Raw genomic sequence first — 19975 nt, 5'->3', positions numbered from 1 at the left:
TCCACCTCAACTCCACCGGGCCGACCAGGCGTCCGGGGTCGCGGCGGTGGCCTGCGAAGTCACCCGCGCGTGCGGCTCGGCCTGCAGTCGCAACAGGCCAATTTCGCTGCGCTCGCGCCCGAACCGGGCTCGGGTGCCGGATGCACGGCGTGCCGCCGCGATCCCGGCGTGCATCGCCAAAATCAAGCAACCAGTCTGTTCGTCGTCCCGCGCTAGGATCGAAGGGAGCAGGACGACGGTGAGCCACGATCTTCTGCCCGCAATCGGCATCAGCATCATCGCCGCGGCGCTGTTCGCGTTGCTGGCCCGGGTCGTCCGCCAGCCTCTGATCCTGGGCTACATCCTGGCCGGCGCGGTGCTCGGTCCCCACGTCGGTGCCCGCGTCGTCACCGACGAGGCGAGTATCGAATTCATCTCGGCGATCGGCCTGCTCCTGCTGCTCTTCATCATCGGCCTGGAGATCAACGTGCCCACCCTGGTCCAGGCCGGGCGTACCATCGCGGTCAGCGGGTTGCTGCAGTTCCCGGTCTCGGTGGCGCTGGCCTGGGTGACCTTCGGCTGGCTCACCGAGACGACCGATGGCCCGTTCGACCGGCTGTACCTCGCCGTGGCCCTGGCCTTGTCGTCGACGCTCATCGTGGTCAAGCTGCTCTTCGACAAGCTGGAGATGGCGACGTTCGCGGGACGGGTCACCCTGGGCATCCTCATCTTTCAGGACCTCTGGGCCATCGCGTTCCTGGCGCTGCAGCCGAGTCTTCACGCGCTGCAGATGATGCCGCTGGTGGCGTCCCTGGGAAGCTGCATGGCCCTCGTGGCCACCGCGGTCGTCCTCTCCCGGTTGGTGCTGCCCCCGCTCTTCCGCGCCGTGGCCCGTTCTCACGAGCTCGTCCTCATCACCGCCATGGGGTGGTGTTTCCTGGTGGCCGGTACCGCCAGCGCGCTGGGCCTCTCCGAGGAGATGGGCGCGCTGATCGCGGGCATGGTCATCGCCGCCTTCCCGTACGGGACGGAGGTGGTGGCCCGCCTGTCCGGAGTGCGCGATTTCTTCGTCACCCTGTTCTTCGTGGCCCTGGGCATGAAGATTCCGGCGCCGACGCCCCGGCTGCTGCTACTCACGGCGGCGGTGGCGGCGTTCGTCGTGTTGAGCCGCTTCCTCGTGGTGTATCCCATCTTTTCCCTGCTGAGGCTGGACACGCGGACGGCGGGCGTCGTCTCCATCAACCTGGGCCAGATCAGCGAATTCGCGCTGGTGATCGTCGCCCTCGGCGTGGGCTACCATCACGTCAGCGCCGAGCTGGCCGCCCTGGTGCTGTACGCCCTGCTGGGAACCGCGGTGATCTCGACGTATGCGATCCTCTTCAACCACCAGCTGGCCACCTGGTTCGCACGGGGACTTTCGCTGGCCGGCGTGCCCCGCTGGCGGGGCCGGCGGCCGCCGCAGCCGGAGCATGCCCCCGACCGCGTCCGGCCTCCGGAGCACGACGTGTTCTTCCTGGGCGTGTCGCGTGAGGGCCTGGCCTTGCTCCGGCACCTGGACCGCGATCGATCGGCCATGAAGCGACGGATCGTGGCCATTGATTTCAACCCCGAGACCCTCGAACATCTGCAAGCAGAGGGCATCACCTGCCACTACGGTGATATCGCCAATGCCCACACTCTCCGGCAGACCGGTATCGAACGGGCGGCCATCGTGGTCTCCAGCATCTCCGACTGGTTCTTGAAAGGAACCGACAACCTCCGCCTGCTCCGACAGGTGCGAGGGCTCGCGCCGTCTGCCCGGGTCATCGTTACCGCGGATACTCTGGCCGCCGCCGAGCGGCTGTACGCCGAGGGCGCCGATTACGTGTTGATTCCCCCGGCCCTGGCCGCCGAGCACATCTACCACCTGCTTCTCGACGGCAGCTCGCAGGGGCTGGCGGAGGCCCGACACCGGCAGAAAGCGGCGCTGGAGCCACCGCTCGCCCTGAAGATGAAGGCCGCGGGAGGCGGCGTCAGGCCGGGCGGGCCTGCCGAGGATCCGACGACGGCGGGGACACTGCCACCAGCGCCCATCGTCCCGACCGGAGCTCGGCCTCGGTAGCCGTCCGCACGCGACGGTCGGCGCGGCGGCGCTCGGGCTCGTGACCTGCCGTCGCAGCGCGGCGCTGGGCGAAGCGCCGATCGAGAATCACTTCCACTCGATCATTGTCCGCGAATGACCGCTTGAGAGACTGATAGAGCTCGAGCTTGGACCGCGGAACGACCAGGAGGCAGCGGCGCGGCCGCAGGAGCCCCTCCAGGCTGGTGGTATCCTCGCGCACGCTCGTGGTCTGGCGCCGCGGGATCACGGCTCGGCGCGGCGTGCGCCGGGAGCCGCGGGTCTTCTCGAGGAGCCGGTTCAGCCCGGCGACCATGGCCTCCTGGCGCGACGAATAGCCGCTCCACTGTCCGGTCCAACTGCTCTCAACCACCTCGCCCTCCAGGGCGTCGACGATCTCCCAGCACCAGAGGCGGCGCCCGGGGATCAGGCGAGCGCGGACCGACAGCCGCCCGTCCAGGTCATCCTCCATCGGCGCCTCCTTTCACTAGGTGCTCGAGCACGTTCGACATTACTCCCGACCCCTCACTACCGAAAAATTTTTGCCACCCGCCGCCACGGGCCCTGAGGGAGGCCCTTGTATTCCTTACCACAGATTCGCCTCCAGGCGGTGAAGAGAGCGGCCCGCTGGCATGAACTCTGCTGCCTACCTGCTCGATGGGTGGGAATCGGCATGAAATCCTGGCGTTGTGCCGGCGCGTCTCACCCTTCCCGTCCGTGAGGGAAGGATAGGGTCGTCCCCTGCGCGTTTTACTGGTCGAGGATTCGGTCGAAGTACGAGAGGCCCTGGCCGTGCTCCTGTTGTCGGAGGGCATGGACGTCGTGGCAACGGGCCTGGGGCTCGCCGCCCTCGAGCTGGCCCCCAGCATCGATGCCGACGTCCTCTTGACCGATCTCGGCCTGCCCGATATTCCGGGGCACGCATTGATCCGCCACCTGCTCAGCGCCAGCGAGCATCGTCCGCGCGTCATCGTGATCACGGGGTTCGGTGAGCCCTACCTCACGCAGGCGCGAGAGGCCGGGGCCGACGTCGTGCTCACCAAGCCCCTGGCCTGGGAGACGCTGTTGCATCACCTCCGCCCGGCCGACGACAACCGCGACCGCGGGACGGCCGCCTGAGCGGTGCGACGGCGACCGCCACCCAAGAACGCCGACCTCCACGGCAGCGCACCGGACGACGCGCGGGCCGCCCTGCTGCTGATCGATGTCATCAACGACCTCCAATTCGAGGGCGGCGCCCAACTCCTGGTCCAGGCCTTGCCCATGGCGAAGCGACTGGCCGCGCTCAAGCGGCGGGCGAAGGCCGTCGGCATCCCGGCCGTGTACGTCAACGACAACTTCGGCCGCTGGCAATCGAACTTCGCCAGACTGATCCAGCATTGCCTCGCTCGTGGGGTGCGTGGACGGCCGCTCGTCCGGCGGCTTCGGCCTCGGCCCGACGACTACTTCGTCTTGAAGCCCAAGCACTCGGGGTTCTTTTCCACCGTCCTGGATACGCTGCTGGCCTATCTCCGTGTCGAGACCTTGATCCTCACCGGTCTGACCACCGAGAGCTGTGTCCTGTTCACCGCGGCTGACGCGCACATGCGCGACTTCCGCATCATCGTCCCTGCCGACTGCGTCGCGTCCATGCGGTCGGCGGAACGGCAGCGGGCCCTCGGCCACGTCCGCCGCGTTCTGGGAGGCGACGTCACGCCCTCCACCACGTTGCGCCTCGAGAGTCTCGCCGGTCACCACCAGCGCTCGTCCGCGGCTTCCAGGCGGGACAGGGTAAGGAGATTCCCAGGAAAATCATTTCAGACCTCGACAAACGCGCGCCCGGCCCACGAGAATGAGCGTCGAGTCGCTGACGCCCCTTGATCGTCTGACGGTGGAAAGGAACGAAGTTGATGAGGAGAGAGCACGGCGCGCGGCTCACGGTGCGAGCGGCCCTGCTTTCCGACCCGCCGCTCTGGTGCTGGGAGATCGTCGACGCCGCTAGCGGGGAGCTGATCGAGAGCAGTTGGCAAAGCCGGTGGGAGGCCTACGGGTCGGCCAACGAAGCTCTTCGCCAGGCGGTCCCGGCGCTTCAGCGGCTGTCGCGGGCGGTCAGAGGCGACTTCGTCCTCGGGCCGCCGGTCGGCGCTCCAGCTGAGCCGTCAACGCGGCCGGCCGAGGTCAAGTAGAGCTACCGACGGCCTGCCGTTCAGTCTCGTGGCGTGAGCCCCGAGCGCGTCCCTCTCCACCTGACAAAAGGCCCGTTCGACCGGCCCAGCACACCCCATGGGGAGTTCCTCACCGGGGGCTGTCCCAGGACGTCTCGTGCAAGTACTGTTACAAGAGTGTGTGTCCGCAAGGGCACCACAACTGTCTGCGCCTCGTGAAGCCCATCCAGGTCGTCGAAGCGGCGCTAGCGCTGTTGGAGGAGACGAGAGTACCGAGTGTCCCAGTAAATGCCGGATTCTAAGCGGCGCCGACGTTAGCGCGTTCGACTCATTGACAACGTTGCCTCCAGCCGGTCAGTTTCTTCACAAATGGACCAGGTGCTCGTCATCGACGACGACTTTGCGACCCGCACGCTTCTCACCCGACTTCTCGGGCAGGGCGAGGTCGAGGTCCACACCGTGGACAATGGCCAGGCCGGTCTGCGGATGGCCGACGAGATCGGGCCGGACGTGGTCCTCCTCGATCTACGCCTTCCCGACGCCGACGGCCTCACGCTGCTGGACACGCTGAAGTCCCGGCATCCCGAAGCTAGCGTCATCATGATGACGGCCTACGGGCAGGTGGAGCGGGCCGTGGAGGCGATGCGGAAGGGCGCCACCGACTTCTTGGAAAAGCCCTTCACGCACCCGGACAAGCTCCGCTTCAGCGTTCGGCGGGCCCTGGAGGAAGTCAAGGCACACCGGGAGCTGACGCGCTTGAGCAAGCGCGAGTGTGGCCGAAGCGTGGACGCCCTGGTGGGAGACTCGGAGGCGATCCGGCAGCTGCGCAAGACCGTGCTCCAGATTGCCCAGAGCGAGGCCCGTACCATCCTGATCCTGGGCGAGAGCGGCACCGGCAAGGAACTGGTCTCCCGCGCCCTTCACTACGAGAGTCCCCGGCGGGCCTTCCCGTTCGTGGAGCTCAACTGCGCGGCCATCACCGAGACGCTGTTCGAGAGCGAGCTATTCGGCCACGAAAAAGGCGCCTTCACGGACGCCGTCGGGCTCAAGAAAGGCCTCATGGAGCACGCCGACCGGGGGACGCTGTTCCTCGACGAGGTCGGTGAGATGGCGCCGGCGAGCCAGGCCAAGCTCTTGCGCGCGCTCCAGGAGCGGGCCTTCCGCCGTCTGGGCGGCACCCGGGACATCAAGGTCGACGTCCGGGTCATCGCGGCCACCAACCGCTCGCTAGACGCGCTGGTCCGGGAGGGGCGATTCCGGGAGGACCTGTTCTATCGGTTGAGCGTCATTCCGATCACCGTGCCCCCGCTGCGCGACCGCCCGGAGGACATCGTCACGCTGGCTCGCCACTTCCTGGCGCTGGCCAACCGGGAGTCCCAGAAGCTGGTCAAAGACTTCACCCCGGCCGCCGAGCAGAAGCTGCAGGCGTACTCGTGGCCAGGCAACGTCCGGGAGCTGCGGAACGTGGTCGAGCGGATGGTGATTCTCACCACGCGGGATGTCCTCGACGCGGCCGACGTGCCGGTGCCGCCGGCCGCGAGCGAGCCGGCGACGTCGACCGCCGGGCCCACCGAGCTGGCCACGCTGGACGCCATCGAACGGGCGCACATCCGTGCGGTGCTCGCCAAGGTCCAGGGCAACCGCAGCGCGGCTGCGCGCATTCTGGGTATCACTCGCCAGACCCTGCGGAAGAAGATCGGTGAGCCGAGTAGTGCGAACGGCTGAATAGTTCCTCGTCGCTCCGTCGAATCTCCCGGGAGAAAGTCACAGATCGCTCGCCCGTCCCCCCGCTGAACCCCTCGGATTTCCGCGCGTTGTCGGTTTGGTATCGCTGTTGCTCGGTACCTCTGCGTGTCGAAGACGAGCGCGGCCACCAGCCAACTGAGGGGAAGGGATATGGCACTGATCGCAAAGAAGAGTCGAGAGACCGCGCCGGAGCAGTTGCGCTCCTTCGTGGCCACCCACCTCGAGACGCTCGAGCCGGGTCTGAGGGTTCTCGAGACGTCGCTTTGTCTCGGGCGGTCGATGGTCGACGTGGTGGCTGTCGACCACAAACAGACGCCGGTCCTGGTCGCGGTCGCCGAGGTGGCCGACGTCCCGATGCTCGTCACGGCGCTCGACGCGTACATCTGGTGCCTGACCTTCCCCGAGCGGATGCGGCAGCTCTATCCCGATGCGGTTATCGCCACGACCCGACCGCCACGGCTCGTCTTCGTCGCCGCGCGGATGCCCGGGGACTTCCTGGACCTCGTCGAGCGCCTGTCCGTGATCAACCCGGAGTGCCACGAGTTGGCCGAGACCCCCGATGTCGGGGATACGACGACCACCAGCGGCGCGGTCCCGGCGAACGGTTCGCTCGCCGAGACCGAGCCCATCGTGCCGGATGTCGAAAACCAGCCCGGGTCCGAGACCTTCCTCGCGGACGCAGTGGCGGCGGTCGCGGTGCTGCCCGCATCGGCGGCTCAGCCCACGAGAACGTGGCCATCTCGTGTGCCGCCTCAGGGCTCGGATTCGGACACGGATACACCGGCGAGCACCAAGGCCGGACACGCCCACAAGGTCAGCACACCGGGCTTGAACGGGCGCGCCGCGAACGATCATGGCGCGAACGGCTACGGGGCCAACGGCCACGCGGCCAATGGCCATGCATCGAACGGTCACGCGGCGAATGGCCATGCCAGCAAGCCGATCGGTCACATGGCGGAGGCCTTGCTCGCCCAGGCGATGCGCGCCGTCGAGCCGGCCCTGATCGAGCACGCCGCAGTCGACCTGGGCGTGGGCCCGCGACTGGAGGCCGCTCCGGCGGCCCCCTCGCCCAAGCTCCCCGCTGCGCGCCCGGGCGTCGAGGAGACGCGCATGGTGAACCATCCGGCACTCCAGGCGCTGCGCTTCCCGAAGAGCGGAGTGTCCCGGCAATGGCAGGAGTTCCTCGATCAACTGGCGGCGAACCAGTGAGTCGCAGCGAGTTCCGCGTTCTCGTGGTCGACGACCAAGCTCCCATCCTGCGCTTCATCACTTCGGCCTTGGGCGGCCAGGGCTGCGCGACGTCGACGGCGTCGACGGCCGAAGAGGCCCTCGTCCTGGTGGCCCGTTATCAGTTCGACCTCGTGATCTCTGACATCACGATGCCGGGACTGAGCGGCCTGGACTTACTTCGCGCCGTCAAGGCACGCCAGCCCGAAACGCCGGTGGCGCTGATCACCGGATCGCCCACCGTCGACTCGGCAGTGTTCGGTCTCCGCCACGGCGCGCACGACTACCTGGCCAAGCCGTTCTCGGCCCAGGAGGTTCGGGCGCTGGTGCAACGGGTCCGCGAGCAGGCGGACCGCCAGCGCCGTACGGCGACGGGCCCCGCCGGGCTCCTCGACGAGCTGGCCCGGCGACAGCACGGTTTGGAGGTCTTCTTCAGAATGGGCGAGCTGGCGCTGCGCGAGGCTTCGCCCGATGCGTTCGTCGCTCGCGTCCTGAGCGACACCCTCGGCAGCCTGGCCGGGGATGCCGCCGTGCTGTTGATGCTCGATGGGAACGGCCATGTCCGAACCCACCAGCACGGTGAGGCCAACCTGGCCCTCGAGCTACTCAGACGGACCCGTGGCGCCCTGGCCGGCTCCGAGGCGGGCCCCGGCGTGCAAACCCTGGCCCTGAGCCGCCCCGGGGAGCCCCACCACTCACTGGCTGCCGTCACCTCCCTCAACGCCGATACGAAAGCGGTGCTCGCGGTGGGGCGCGCGGCCTCGCGCGGCGCGTTCCTGCCCGATGAACGGGAGCTGCTCCTGGGGTTCGCCAAGAACACCGTCCTGGCTCTGGAGCGCATGCGTCTGGGGCAGGACGCCGAGCGCAACCTGGTCAATACGATCACGGCGTTCGTGAACGCGATCGAGTCCAAGGATCGCTATCTGAAGGGCCACTCGGCGCGGGTGTCCCTGTACGCCGCCGAGCTGGCGGCCGAGATGGGATTGCCAGCCGAGGACCGGCTCATCGCCTGCCGCGGCGCCATCCTTCACGACCTCGGCAAGCTGGCCATCATCGATACGATTCTCGGCAAGCCCGGACTGCTCAGCGCCGACGAGTACGAAATCATGAAGGATCACGTCGAAGTCGGCTACAAGATCCTCAAGCCGCTCTGCTTCCTGCACCGTGAAGCGCTGGCCGTCCGCCACCATCACGAACGCTACGACGGCACGGGCTACCCCGACGGCCTGGCCGGTGAAGCGATCCCCCTGGCGGCACGCATCGTGACGACGGCCGACGCCTTCGACGCCATGACCTCGGACCGCTCCTACCGTCGTGCTCTCGCGTTCGACGTGGCCCTGGCCGAGATCGAGCGCGGGGCCGGGACACAGTTCGATCCGATCACAGCCACGGCCTTCTCGAGAATTTCCCGGGAACGGCTGCTGGACATCGCCGAGGGTTGGACCGACGAGGCCCCGGGAATTCTCGCGGACCCGGCCGAGCTGCACGTCGGCACTGCCATGGAGGCGACATCATGAATCGGGCCCGATCGTTCGCTCGATGCCTGGCCACAGCCGGCGCCATCCTGCTCGGTACCGCCGGTGCGGCCGCCGCCCAGAACGCCACCCTGTACGAGGTCACCGAGACCATGAAGCTCCGTGGGCGAGGTCCGGAGTACCGGACCCGGACGGCGACGGCCGCGCTGGCCGGTACCATCGAGGCTGGCACGGCGCTCTGCCCGGCCGAGCTGGCGGCCGCGCTCGCTCTGGACAAGTGCGGCGTCGTCGCCATCGCCTGGGACAACTTGAGCCTGGCCGACGGCAAGGGCCCGGTCAAGGGATCGTTCTCCGTTGTCGTCCAGGGCGACAACACGGTGGACGGCTACGAGTGGGCGATCGCCCGCGGCTCGATCCACGGGCAGATCGATCTGTCGGCCGCGCTGGTCGAGGGGATGCCTCTCGGCAGCCTGCGTGGCGAATGGGTGGCCGAAGGCGCGCGGGGCGGGCCCCTCCAAGGCCGCCGGCTCCGGGGGCTGGTGTCGGGGGTCTTCCGTCTTCCCTTCATCTACGGCGTACCTGAAGGCTGCCTCGACACGGGCCAGCCCGTCGACTGTCTCATGGTCTCGCCGCCCTCCTATCTGTTCGGCGAGTACCCGAACGTCTATCCGCAGACGGTGCAGGCGAACGAGCACTCGCTCGGGGTGCCGACCGTTCGGCTGGACCTGAACTTCATCGCCACCGGCGAAGGCCGCGTTCGACGGGGCGGGGACGACGACTGACATGACACCCCCGACCGAACTCGTGGAGCAGGCGGGCGCGGAGTCGCGCGTGGTCGCCCGCGGCGAGCGGGTGTGGCTGCGGTTCCCGAAGCCCAGCGACTGCTGGGCGCTGCGCCACTGGGCCAACGACCCGTTTCTCGAGCGCATGGCCGGTAGTGAATTCCTGCGGGCGTATCGGCGTGCGGCCTCGCCGCTCTGCTTCCTGGAAGCCTGTCGGGCTGACCCCACGCAGGCGGCCTTCATCGTCACGGCGCCCGAGGAGCAGGGAGCGCCGCTGGGGCTGGTGCGGCTCTTCAACATCCACCGGCGGGAAGGCTACGCCTTCCTGGAAACCATCATCGCCGTCCGTGGCGACCTGGGAAAGGGCTGCGGCATCGAGGCGGGCAAGCTCATGTGTGCCTGGGGGCTCGACATCCTGACCCTGGAGCGGATCGAGGCCAAGGTCTACGATTACAACGCCCCCAGCATCAACGCGCTGAAGCGCAACGGCTTCCAGCAGGAAGGTGTCCTGCGCCAGGCCGGCTACCAGGCCGGCCGCCGGTGTGACGTGATCGTGTTCGGCATCCTGCGCGAGGAGCTAGAAGCCCGACGGCAGCAAGAGCCACACCCCGAGCGGTTCTCCTTCGCCTGACAGGGAGAGTGGGCCGATGATGCCGATCAAGGTCCTCAACATCGAGGACAACCCGGAGAACCGCATGCTCGTGCGGGCGCTGCTGCCGGCCGAGCAGTACGAGGTGATCGAGGCCGAGGACGGGCTCGCCGGCATCGCCGCCGCCCTGCGCGAAGAGCCGGCGCTCATCCTGCTCGACATCGACCTGCCCGGGATCGACGGGTACGAGGTCGGGGTGGCGCTGCGCTCGTTCCCAGTGCTCTGCAACACGCCGATCATCGCCGTCACCGCCCACGCCATGAACGGGGATCGCGAGCGAACCCTCGTCGCCGGCTGCGATGGCTACATCACGAAGCCCCTCGACGTGGACACCTTTGCCCAGCAGTTGACCGAGTTTCTCCACGGCAAGCGCGAACGCCTGGAGGAGCGCGAGCAGGGGCCCTTCCTGCGTGAGCTGAACCAGCGACTGGTCTACCGGATGGTGCGCCAGATCGAAGAACTGCAAAGGCTCAACGACCACGTGTTCCGCCGGGCCTCGCAGCTGGAGGCTCTGCACACGGCGGTACAGGGCATCACCTCGGCCCTCGACGTGCGTACAATGCTGGAGCGCCTGCTGCCGCAGTTGGCGCGAGCCATCGGGGCCACGGCCCTCACCGTGGACCTGGTCGAGCCGGAGCGTTTGCAGGTCGTCGCCCCGTACGCGGGGGCCACGCCGCGGCCTGTGGTCATGCCGTTCGGGGAGGCCACCGACGACTGGCGGGAGACCGAGTGGGCGCTCCCGCTGATGGTCCAGCAGCGGGACATCGGCCTCATGACGGCCCGGACGCTGACCTCGGCCGGCACCAAGACGGACGACGAGCAGCTCCTCAAGATCGTCGCCAGCCAGGTGGCCATCGCGGTCGAGAATGCCCGGCTCTACGAAGGCGTGACCCGCAAAATGGGAGAGCTGCGGGAGACCCAGGCCCAACTCGTTCAGGCCGCCAAGCTGGCGGCGATCGGTGAGATGGCCGCGCAGGTGGCCCACGAGATCAACAACCCGCTGACGAGCGTGCTCGGCTTCGCCTCCCTGCTGGTCGAGCAGTTACCGAGCGACAGTGCCCTCCACGCCGACGCCAGTCTGATCGTGACCGAGGCCTCGCGCGCCCGGGACATCGTGCGCGACCTCCTGGACTTCAGCCGGCAGCGCCCGTTCTTTCCCCAGACCACGGATCTCAATTGCGTCCTCCGGCAGGCGGTAGGCCTGGTCCGCCTGCAAGGGGTGATACCCGTCACGATCGAGGAGCGATACGCGGCGGATCTGCCGCCGGTGGAAGTCGATCCCGCACGGATGAAGCAGGTGTTCCTCAACATTTTGAACAACGCCGTCCAGGCGATGCCCGGAGGCGGGTTGCTGATCGTACAGACTCGCGCCTCGGCGGATGACGTCGCCGTGGTGCTCTCCGACACCGGGCCCGGTATCGCCCCCGAGCATCTGCAGCGCATCTTCGAGCCGTTCTTCACGACCAAGTCCGAGGTCAACGGCACCGGACTGGGGCTTGCCGTCAGCGAGGGCATCGTGCGTCAGCACGGCGGTTCCATCCAGGTGGTGAGCCAGGTGGGCAAGGGCTCGACCTTTACGATCCGGCTTCCCCGGCCAGCGGCGCAGGAAGCAGGCTCTCGATGAGCGCACGCATCTCGGGGCTCTTCTCGCGGACGGATCGCCATCCCGGCCACCTGCCCCCGGGGTGGATGATGAACGTCGCAGGCAGTGCGGTGACCCGCCAGGCTTGGGCGGTCCGCATGTCGGGATCGAGCCAGGAGCAGGTAGTACCGGGTCATCCCCGGCACGAGCGGCAGCAGGACTAGCGCGCCGAAGACGGCGACCGCGCCCCAGCCGATGCGGCTATTCAAGGACGCCCTCCCGCCCGAAGAAGCCCCGCGGGCGGACGATGAGCACGAGGATCATGATGCCGAAGATGGCGATGGCGACCCGCTGCGGGTTCATCCACAGGGTGAGCACGCTCTGGGCGACGCCGATGACGAAGGCGGCGATCACCGAGCCGCCCATCGAGCCCATGCCGCCCAGAATGACCACGATGAAGGCGAGCAGGATCAGCTCTACGCCATCTGCGTGTACACCGTGAACACCGGCGCCAGCAGCAGCCCGGCCAGGGCGGCCAGGGCCGCCGAGCCGGCAAACGTGAACGTGAACAGACGCGGCACGTTCACGCCCAGTCCATCCAGCATCTCGGCGTTCCTGCACGGCGGCCCGCACGAGAATTCCGGCCCGCGTGCGCGTGAAGAACAGCCAGATGCCGACGAGCAGCAAAGAGGCCATGGCGAGCAGGAACAGCCGGTAGTTGGGATAGGTCATCCCCAGCAGGGGGGTGGAGCCGGTCACCGGCGGCAGGATGCGCCGCATATCGCCCCCCAGACTTGGCGCACGCCCTCGCGGAACACCAGGGCCAGGCCGAACGTCAGGATGAGGCCATAGAGGGGCTCCCGACGGTACAGCGGACGCAGGGTCGTCACCTCGGTGAGGGCGCCGACGGCGCCCACCAGCAGGGGAGCGACGAGGAGCGCTAGCCTACCATGCGGGTGGCCACCACGGCCGTGAGCAGCCACATGGCGACGAGGGCGGCCCCGCCGAACGGAATCCACACGAGCCACTCCGCGACCAGCTTGCCGGTCTCGACGCCGTAATAGGGAATGAGCGCGCTCCACACGAGGTACCCCACGGGATAGCCGGCGCCCCCCACGGTGACGAGGCCGACGATCGTCCGGCGGAGGGCGGCCGACCGCACCAGGGTGGCCGCGACCATGGTAGTGGCCAGGATGACGACGCCCATGCCCTCGCCGTGGAGATGAAAGAGCCGGAGTCCGGCATCGAACTTCACGAGCGCTTCGTCGATGATCTGCTCGTCGACATCCCGCACCCCGACGAGACCGTGGGTGTCGGGTCGGGCCAGCATCTCCCCCCGCACCCAGCGCGTGAGCTCCAGCTTGAACCGGGCCATGGCTGCGCCGCCGACCTCGGCGCAGGCGATGAGCAGCACGGCCACCAGGAGCACCGACACCGCGGGCAGCCGCCAGCCCTCGGGCCGCCCCTGGGTCATGGCGCCGAGGACTGTCGCCCGCCGCCGGCCAGGACAACGGCCAGCACGATGAGACCGACGATCATCCCGCCACCCAGTGGCGTCAACACCCAGGCTTCGGCGAGCTCGATGCCGGTGTCGCGTCCGGCCTCCAGCACCGCCAGAGCGCACACCAGGTAGCCGGAGGGGAACAGGCCGCCCACCGTCAGCAGCCCGTACAGCAGGGCGCGCCGTCGGACGCCGCGCACGACGGTGGCCACCACGGTCGCAGCCAGGAGGACGATCGGTCCGAGCCCCATGGCGTGGGTATGCAGGAACGACAGGCCAGCCTCGGCCGTGTAGACGGCGCGCGCGATCACCTCGTCGTCGTACTCGGCCGTCCCGGCCAGGCCGTGGGCCGGGGCGTTGGCCCGGATGCGGGCCTCGGCGTAGCGCTCGGTCTGGGGCCCGAGCTGGGACATGACAGCGCCCGCGGTCACGCCGAGCGTGATGATCGCGACGGCAACGAAGACGACGAGGAGCGGGGGTCGTGTCACCAGTGGACGGGCACATTAGCACTGCTACCCCAGCTTGTCACGGTGCGCCAGCGGCTTGACGGCCGGGTCCCGCCCATGCGATGACTGGCCCGCACCGGGGTGAGCGAGCGCGCCGAAACCGCATCACCGGCGGCGGAGGGGATACCATGCGCTTGGAGATCATCGACGCCGATGGGCACGTGACCGAGACGTGGGAGCAGATCGCCCGCCATCTGGAGGAGCCGTACCGCAAGCGCCCGCTGCTCACGCCGTTCTTTCCCCAGGACGGCTGGGATCGCCGCCTCACCGGCGCCTTCCACGACTGGGCCGGCGACGTCAAGGCCTGGCACGAAGCGCTGGACGCCGGCGGCATGACGCTGAGCGTGCTCTTCCCGACGCTCGGGCTGTTCATGCCCTTCCTGCGCGACCCCGACTGGGCCGCGGCCACCTGCCGCGCCTACAACACCATGCTGCACGAAGAGCTCACGAGCCAGAGCTCGCGGCTTCGGGGCGTCGCGCTGCTGCCCCTGCAGGACCCGGCCGCAGCGGTGGCCGAGCTCCGGCGTACCGTCACCTGCTATGGCTTCGTGGGAGCCATGCTGGCTGCCGACGGGCCGTACCTGCTGGGCCACCCGCGCTTCGATCCAATCTACGCGGCGGCCCAGGAGCTGGACGTGCCGGTGTGCGTGCACGCGTCGGGCACGGACATGAGCACGCTGGGGGTAGAGCCGTTTCCCAAGTTCATCCAGGCGCACACCGTGTCCCACGCGTTCGGCCAGATGCGCCAGATCACCTCGATGATCTTCGAGGGCGTGCCCGCCCGGTTCCCGCGCCTGCGCATCGCCTACCTCGAGGCCGGGGTCGGCTGGGTACCCTACTTCGTGCAGCGGATGGACGAGGAGTTCGAGAAGCGGGGCCACGTCGAGGCGCCGCGCCTGCCCCGGCGGCCGAGCGAGTACGTCAAGGGCGGCAACATCTACTTCTCCTGCGAGGCCGAGGAGGTGCTGCTCCGGGCGGCGATCGACTACGTCGGCGCCAGCCAGATCCTGTACGCCTCCGACTTCCCCCACTGGGACCACAGCTATCCCCAGTCGCTCAAAGAGCTGCGTGACCGACCCGACCTCACCGACGGCGAAAAGCGGCAGATTCTGTCCGAGAATCCGCGGCGGCTCTACCGCTTCCGCGGAGCGCCGGCCTGAGATGAGCGCGGCGACGAGGTGGATCGGCCGGTCGCTCCGCCGCCGTGAGGATGCGCGCCTGCTCACCGGGCGCGCCGCCTTCATCGACGACCATCCGCCGACCGGCGGTGTCCATCATGCGGCCATCGTCCGGTCGCCTCATGCCCACGCCCGGATCCTGGGCTACGACGTGGCTGCCGCGCTGGCCATGGAAGGCGTGGTCGGGGTGGTCACCGGCGAAGACGTGGCCAAGTCGACCCGGCCGTTCTCCGTGGGCGTCACCGCGCCCGTTCGGTACTTCTGCGCGGCGACGGACAAGGCCCGCTTCGTGGGCGAGCCGGTGGCGGTGGTCGTGGCCCGCGACCGGTATCTGGCCGAGGATGCCGCCGAGACGGTGAGCGTCCAGTACGAGCCGCTGCCAGTGGTCGTCGATCCCGAGCAGGCACTGGAGCCGGCGGCGCCGTTGTTGCACGAGGCGGTCGGCACGAACCTGGCCGGCCACCGCCGGCTCGTCTACGGCGATCCCGACCAGGCCTTTCGCGAGGCCGACGTCGTCGTTCGCGAGCGTTTCCGGTTCCCCAAGTACGGCTCGACGCCGATCGAGACTTACGGGATCATCGCCCGCTGGGACCCCCTGGACGGCGTGCTCACGGTCTGGTCCAACTTCATGGGCCCGTTCATCATGCACCCGCTCACGGCGCGGGTGCTGGGCCTCCCCGAGAACAAGCTCCGTTTCATCGTGCCCACCGACATCGGCGGCTCCTTCGGTATCAAGAGCAGCATCTACCCCTACATCGCGCTCATCGGGCTGGCCGCCATGAAGACCGGGGTGCCCGTGAAGTGGATCGAGGACCGGCGCGAGCACCTGCTGGCTTCCTCGAGCGGCACCGACCGGGTCGCCGACCGCGAGGTCGCCGCCCGTCGGGACGGAACCGTGCTGGGCATGCGGTTCAAGTGGCTGGACAACGTCGGAGGCTACATCCGCAGCCCCGAGCCCGGGTGCTCGTTCCGTCCTACCGGCAATTTCGTGGGCCCCTACCGCTTTCAGCACCTGGAGGTCGACGCCTCGGTCGTCATGACCAACAAGAGCCTGACCGGTCCGAACCGCGGCTACGCCTGTGGTCACCTCTACTTCGAGACGGAAGGCATGATGGATCGCCTGGCCGAGCGCCTCGGGCTCGACCCCGCCGAGATCCGCCGGCGTAACCTGCTGCGGCCCGAACAGATGCCGTACCGCACGCCGACGGGAGGGTTCTACGACAGCGGCGACTACGTCGCCGCGTTCGACAAGGCGCTCGAGCTGGCCAAGTACCCCGAGCTCAGGCGTCGCCAGAGCCAGGCCCGTGCGGAAGGGCGATACTTCGGTATCGGTATCGCGTTGGCCGTGGATCCCTCGGTCTCCAATATGGGGTACGTGGCGACGGCGCTGGACCCGCAGTTTCGGGCCAAGCCCGAGTATCTGCCCAAATCCGGTGCGGTGGACGCAGCGACGGTGAAGGTGGATCCCCTGGGGCGGATCACCGCCATCCTGGCCACCACGCCGCAGGGACAGGGGCACCAGACCATCGTGGCCCAGATCGTGGCCGATGAGCTGGGGGTCGGCCCGGACGAGGTCACCGTGGTCGACGAGATGGACACGTTCACGCGGGTGTGGTCGATCTCGTCGGGCACGTACTCCAGCCGCTTCGGCTCGGTCGGCACCAGCGCGGTGGCCCTGGCCGCACGCAAGCTCAAGCGCAAGCTCTGCGAGTACGCCGCGCACCTCATGGAAGTCCCGGCCGATCAGGTGGAGTTCAGCGAGGGCGCGGTACGCCGCAAGAACGGCAAGGGGCCAGCGTATTCCATCAAGGATCTGGCCGGGCGTGGCCACTGGCATACCGAGTCGCTGCCGGAGGGGATGGAGCCGGGACTGCAGGCCACCGCCGTCTTCGGCTTCACAGTGGCCAAGGCCGTGGACGCCGAGGACCGGGTGAACTCCTCCAACACCTACGGCTTCATCGCCGAGGTGATGGCCGTTGAGGTCGACCCACAGACCGCCGGGATCAGGATTCTCGAATACGTGACGGTGCACGACGCCGGCACGATCATCAATCCCATGATCGCCGAAGGCCAGATCTACGGCGGCGCCCTCCACGGCCTGGGGGGCGCGCTGTACGAGGAGCTACGGTACGACGAGACCGGCCAGCTCCTGACGGCCACGTTCATGGACTACCTGGTGCCCACCGCCACCGAGGCCCCGACCATCGAGATCGCGCACGTCGTGTCGCCCTCACCGCTCACTCCGCTCGGCTCCAAGGGGCTGGGCGAGTCCTCCTCGATGACGGTTCCCGCGGTGATCGCCAACGCGGTGAGTGACGCGCTGGCCCCGCTCGGGGTGCGGATCACCGAGCTGCCGATCACGCCGGACCGGTTGTGGCATATGATCCGTGAGGCGAGCGCCAGGATGCCAGCGAGACCATGAAGCCGCCGCGCTTCGAGTACCACGCGCCGAGGACGCTGGAGGAGGCGGTGAGCCTGCTGGATCGCTACCGGGGCGAGGCAAAGGTGCTGGCCGGCGGGCAAAGCCTCATGCCGCTCTTGAACTTCCGGCTCGTCCGGCCCGCCGCGCTGATCGACCTGAACCGCATCACCGCCCTGGACTACATCCGCCAGGTGGACGGGCAGGTGAGATTCGGGGCGATGACCCGCCAGCGGGCGGTCGAGTTCTCGTCCGTGATCCGCCAGCACCTGCCCCTCCTGACGGAGGCGACCCGCTGGGTGGGCCACCTGCCCATTCGCACCCGCGGAACGATCGGCGGCTCCATCGCGCACGCCGACCCCGCGGCGGAGTACCCGGCGGTGCTCGCGGCGCTCGAAGGCGAGGTGGTCGCCCGCAGTCCCCGGGGCGAGCGAACCGTGCGAGCCTCGGAGCTCTTCCAGACCTATCTGACGACGACCCTGGCGCCCGACGAGATCCTCACCGAGGTCCGGCTGCCGGTCGCGCCGGCCGGGGCCGGCTACGCCTTCGAAGAGTTCGCGCGCCGTCACGGTGATTTTGCCATCGTCGGCATCGCGGCTGTAGTCACCGTGGACGGCCGCCGCGTCGTCCGGGCCCGCCTCGCCACGGCTGGCGCCAGCCCGGTGCCGGTCCGCCTGTGGCCGGCCGAGGAGATCCTCGAGCGTGACGGCCTCGGTGACGAGGCCATCGATGCGGCGGCGGCCCGGGCCCGAGAGCTGGTCGAGCCGGACTCCGACATCCACGCGTCGGCCGATTACCGCCGTCATCTCACCGGGGTGCTGACCGCACGAGCGCTGAAGCGGGCCCGCGCCCGTATCGAGGACGGCAAGTAGTGGATACGATCAACGTCCGCCTGATCGTCAACGGCACACCCCGCGAGGGACGCTGCGAGCCGCGGAAGCTGCTGGTGGACTTTCTGCGCGAGGACCTCGGCCTCACCGGGACTCATGTCGGCTGCGAGCACGGCGTCTGTGGGGCCTGCACGATCCTCGTGAACGGGGAGGCTGCTCGCTCCTGCATCATGCTGGCGGTCCAAGCCGACGGGAGCGAACTCGTCACGGTGGAGGGCCTGGCCCGGGACGGACGCCTGCACCCCTTACAAGAGGCCTTCCGCGAGCACCACGCCCTGCAGTGCGGTTTCTGCACGCCGGGGATGCTGCTCGCCGCGCTGGATTTCTTGAAGATGCATCCCGATCCGACCGAGAGCCAGATCCGGGAAGGGCTCTCCGCCGTGCTCTGCCGCTGCACCGGCTATCAGGGCATCGTCAATGCGGTGAAGGCGGCGGCGCCGGTGCTGCGCCGAGGCTAGCGGGCCGCCAGGACGATCGGGCCCGTAGGGGCCGGCACGCCGCCCGCGGGCTCGAGGGTGACGACAAAGCCCTCGACAGGACGGTCGGTGGCGGCGAAACGGTGCATCGCCGAGCCGCCGGCGTCCACGTCGAAGACGCCAGCCGGGCTGGGACGGCCTCGGCTGAACGTCCAGAGCTCGTAGGTGGTGCCTGGCCGTGCCGGCGGTAGCTTGGCCACGAGCACCCAGCCCCCCATCGCCTCATGCCAGACCACGCGAGCCACCGCCTGGGAGGTCGGGCCAGCTCCTCGCAGGGCCACCAGGCGGGTGGCCGGGTCGCGCAGGAGGTCGAGGATCGCCTCCGCTGCGGCGCGTTCGCGGAGGACCGCTCCCAGCCGGGTGCGCTCGGCATCGATCTCTCGGGCCAGGCTGCTCAGGTGAGCCTCGTAGCGATTCACCAACAGCAGACCGACCCCCAGCCCCCCGATCAGCATCGCGGCCACGGCTGTGGCCGTCCACGCGAGCCACCTCCGCCGGGGTAGAACGGCGGCTTGGCGGCGCACGGCGTTGGCGTCGATGCGCTGGAGTAGCGCGGCCCGCACCTCCAGTGGTGGCGGGGCAGGCGGAAGCTGGGCCGCGAGCGCGGCGAGTGCCTCCGCCGACTCGCGGAGCATGGCCTGACACCGGTCGCAGCCGGCGGCCAGGTGGCGTTCGAACGCCGAGCGCTCCTCTCCGTCTAGGGCCCCCAATGCATAGGCTGCGGCTTGTGTGTCGAACGGTTCGTGGGTCATCAATGGCCTGACCTGAGAAGTTCCTTTAGGCGTTCCAGTCCGAGCCGCATCCGCGTCTTGACCGTCCCCAGCGGCTGCCCGAGGCGCGCCGCGATCTCGGCGTGGGTCAGGCCGTTCCAGTACGCGAGCTCGATGATCTCCCGTTGCGCCTCGGGCAGGTCGTCGAGAGCGGTCTTCATGGTGACCCGCTCCGCCGCCCGGGTGGCAACGTCGCCCCCCGGCTCGGCCGGGGTCACGGCCGCCGCCGCGCCCAGCGGCGCGCCGAAGACCTCAGTTCTCTTACGCACGGAACGGACCTGATCGATTGCCCGGGTGCGGGCCCGCATGACGATCCAGGCTTCGGGGCTTCCTCGCTGGGGGTCGTAGCTGGCAGGCCCGACCCGGGCCTCCCAGAAGACGTCCTGGAGCACCTCTGCGGCGTCGGCGGGCTCGCGCAGGATGCCGCGGACCACCCGGTACGCCATCGGCGCATAACGGTCGTAAAAGCGTGCGAAGGCGTTCCGGTCGCCGTTCGCCATCCCGCGGATCAGCTCTGCCCCGTGTGTCATCACGTCGGTAGTGACGCTCTGGC

22 protein-coding genes and 1 pseudogene are annotated in these 19975 nt (G+C 68.8%); 16 read left to right on the top strand and 7 right to left on the bottom strand.

Features of this window, described 5'->3' with window-relative positions:
• The first annotated feature begins 238 nt into the window (after positions 1 to 238).
• Complete coding sequence (locus VFR64_16475) at positions 239 to 2080, top strand: cation:proton antiporter (GenBank protein HET9491336.1); 1842 nt, start codon at positions 239 to 241, stop codon at positions 2078 to 2080.
• Here VFR64_16475 and VFR64_16470 read toward each other — a convergent pair.
• Complete coding sequence (locus tag VFR64_16470; protein ID HET9491335.1) at positions 1992 to 2549, bottom strand: hypothetical protein; 558 nt, start codon at positions 2547 to 2549, stop codon at positions 1992 to 1994. The two genes, VFR64_16475 and VFR64_16470, sit on opposite strands and share 89 nt — an antisense overlap.
• 269 nt (positions 2550 to 2818) lie before the next feature.
• Between VFR64_16470 and VFR64_16465 the strand changes: the two genes are divergently transcribed.
• The 11 genes and pseudogenes from VFR64_16465 to VFR64_16415 all read left to right on the top strand — a co-directional run bounded on the left by VFR64_16465 (position 2819) and on the right by VFR64_16415 (position 11906).
• A complete protein-coding gene (locus VFR64_16465; GenBank protein ID HET9491334.1) occupies positions 2819 to 3196 on the top strand; it encodes a response regulator in 378 nt (125 codons plus the stop codon).
• A 3-nt stretch (positions 3197 to 3199) separates the two neighbouring features.
• Entirely contained in the window at positions 3200 to 3937 is a 738-nt protein-coding gene (locus VFR64_16460) for an isochorismatase family cysteine hydrolase (GenBank protein HET9491333.1), read from the top strand.
• Between the two features lie 29 nt (positions 3938 to 3966).
• Positions 3967 to 4242: a hypothetical protein gene (locus tag VFR64_16455; protein ID HET9491332.1), complete on the top strand. Its 276-nt coding sequence runs from the start codon at positions 3967 to 3969 to the stop codon at positions 4240 to 4242.
• An 86-nt stretch (positions 4243 to 4328) separates the two neighbouring features.
• Positions 4329 to 4523, top strand: a pseudogene (locus VFR64_16450) (glycosyl transferase).
• A gap of 67 nt (positions 4524 to 4590) precedes the next feature.
• Complete coding sequence (locus VFR64_16445; protein ID HET9491331.1) at positions 4591 to 5946, top strand: sigma-54 dependent transcriptional regulator; 1356 nt, start codon at positions 4591 to 4593, stop codon at positions 5944 to 5946.
• 171 nt (positions 5947 to 6117) lie between these two features.
• Positions 6118 to 7176, top strand: a complete 1059-nt coding sequence (locus tag VFR64_16440; GenBank protein ID HET9491330.1) for a hypothetical protein — start codon at positions 6118 to 6120, stop codon at positions 7174 to 7176.
• Positions 7173 to 8711 (top strand): HD domain-containing phosphohydrolase, encoded by a 1539-nt coding sequence (locus VFR64_16435; protein ID HET9491329.1) that lies wholly within the window; start codon positions 7173 to 7175, stop codon positions 8709 to 8711. The genes VFR64_16440 and VFR64_16435 overlap by 4 nt, the downstream gene beginning before the upstream one ends.
• Positions 8708 to 9451, top strand: coding sequence for a hypothetical protein (locus VFR64_16430; GenBank protein ID HET9491328.1), 744 nt, complete (start codon positions 8708 to 8710; stop codon positions 9449 to 9451). Before VFR64_16435 ends, VFR64_16430 begins: the two co-directional genes overlap by 4 nt.
• Position 9452: 1 nt before the next feature.
• A complete protein-coding gene (locus tag VFR64_16425; GenBank protein HET9491327.1) occupies positions 9453 to 10082 on the top strand; it encodes a GNAT family protein in 630 nt (209 codons plus the stop codon).
• Between the two features lie 16 nt (positions 10083 to 10098).
• Positions 10099 to 11724: an ATP-binding protein gene (locus tag VFR64_16420; protein HET9491326.1), complete on the top strand. Its 1626-nt coding sequence runs from the start codon at positions 10099 to 10101 to the stop codon at positions 11722 to 11724.
• Positions 11721 to 11906, top strand: coding sequence for a hypothetical protein (locus VFR64_16415; GenBank protein HET9491325.1), 186 nt, complete (start codon positions 11721 to 11723; stop codon positions 11904 to 11906). Before VFR64_16420 ends, VFR64_16415 begins: the two co-directional genes overlap by 4 nt.
• Positions 11907 to 11943: 37 nt before the next feature.
• On the opposite strand, the gene VFR64_16410 is transcribed toward VFR64_16415, so the two are convergent.
• The 4 genes from VFR64_16410 to VFR64_16395 are packed head-to-tail and all read right to left on the bottom strand — an operon-like array spanning position 11944 to position 13671.
• On the bottom strand, positions 11944 to 12462 hold the full coding sequence (locus tag VFR64_16410) for a hypothetical protein (GenBank protein ID HET9491324.1): 519 nt from the start codon (positions 12460 to 12462) through the stop codon (positions 11944 to 11946).
• Positions 12438 to 12599: a hypothetical protein gene (locus VFR64_16405; protein HET9491323.1), complete on the bottom strand. Its 162-nt coding sequence runs from the start codon at positions 12597 to 12599 to the stop codon at positions 12438 to 12440. The genes VFR64_16410 and VFR64_16405 overlap by 25 nt, the downstream gene beginning before the upstream one ends.
• A gap of 23 nt (positions 12600 to 12622) precedes the next feature.
• The gene (locus tag VFR64_16400) at positions 12623 to 13156 is read right to left on the bottom strand and encodes a hypothetical protein (GenBank protein ID HET9491322.1); all 534 of its coding nucleotides are present in this window, start codon (positions 13154 to 13156) and stop codon (positions 12623 to 12625) included.
• A complete protein-coding gene (locus VFR64_16395) occupies positions 13153 to 13671 on the bottom strand; it encodes a hypothetical protein (protein ID HET9491321.1) in 519 nt (172 codons plus the stop codon). Before VFR64_16395 ends, VFR64_16400 begins: the two co-directional genes overlap by 4 nt.
• A gap of 146 nt (positions 13672 to 13817) precedes the next feature.
• On the opposite strand from VFR64_16395, the gene VFR64_16390 reads away from it, so the two are divergent.
• Genes VFR64_16390 through VFR64_16375 form a run of 4 tightly spaced genes read left to right on the top strand, consistent with a single transcriptional unit; the run spans position 13818 to position 18634 of the window.
• Positions 13818 to 14849 carry an amidohydrolase family protein gene (locus tag VFR64_16390; protein HET9491320.1) on the top strand — a complete coding sequence of 344 codons (1032 nt, stop codon included), beginning with the start codon at positions 13818 to 13820 and terminating at the stop codon, positions 14847 to 14849.
• Between the two features lies 1 nt (position 14850).
• The gene (locus VFR64_16385; protein ID HET9491319.1) at positions 14851 to 17289 is read left to right on the top strand and encodes a xanthine dehydrogenase family protein molybdopterin-binding subunit; all 2439 of its coding nucleotides are present in this window, start codon (positions 14851 to 14853) and stop codon (positions 17287 to 17289) included.
• Entirely contained in the window at positions 17286 to 18158 is an 873-nt protein-coding gene (locus VFR64_16380) for a xanthine dehydrogenase family protein subunit M (GenBank protein ID HET9491318.1), read from the top strand. The genes VFR64_16385 and VFR64_16380 overlap by 4 nt, the downstream gene beginning before the upstream one ends.
• Positions 18158 to 18634: a (2Fe-2S)-binding protein gene (locus VFR64_16375; GenBank protein ID HET9491317.1), complete on the top strand. Its 477-nt coding sequence runs from the start codon at positions 18158 to 18160 to the stop codon at positions 18632 to 18634. Before VFR64_16380 ends, VFR64_16375 begins: the two co-directional genes overlap by 1 nt.
• Here the strand turns inward: VFR64_16375 and VFR64_16370 are convergent.
• Both VFR64_16370 and VFR64_16365 read right to left on the bottom strand, forming a co-directional pair.
• Positions 18631 to 19404 carry an anti-sigma factor gene (locus tag VFR64_16370; protein HET9491316.1) on the bottom strand — a complete coding sequence of 258 codons (774 nt, stop codon included), beginning with the start codon at positions 19402 to 19404 and terminating at the stop codon, positions 18631 to 18633. The genes VFR64_16375 and VFR64_16370 overlap by 4 nt on opposite strands.
• The gene (locus VFR64_16365) at positions 19404 to 19952 is read right to left on the bottom strand and encodes a sigma-70 family RNA polymerase sigma factor (GenBank protein HET9491315.1); all 549 of its coding nucleotides are present in this window, start codon (positions 19950 to 19952) and stop codon (positions 19404 to 19406) included. Before VFR64_16365 ends, VFR64_16370 begins: the two co-directional genes overlap by 1 nt.
• Positions 19953 to 19975: the final 23 nt, after the last annotated feature.

This window comes from Candidatus Methylomirabilota bacterium (assembly GCA_035709005.1).
Lineage (GTDB): Bacteria > Methylomirabilota > Methylomirabilia > Rokubacteriales > CSP1-6 > 40CM-4-69-5.
This window is presented reverse-complemented; position numbering and strand designations above follow the sequence as displayed.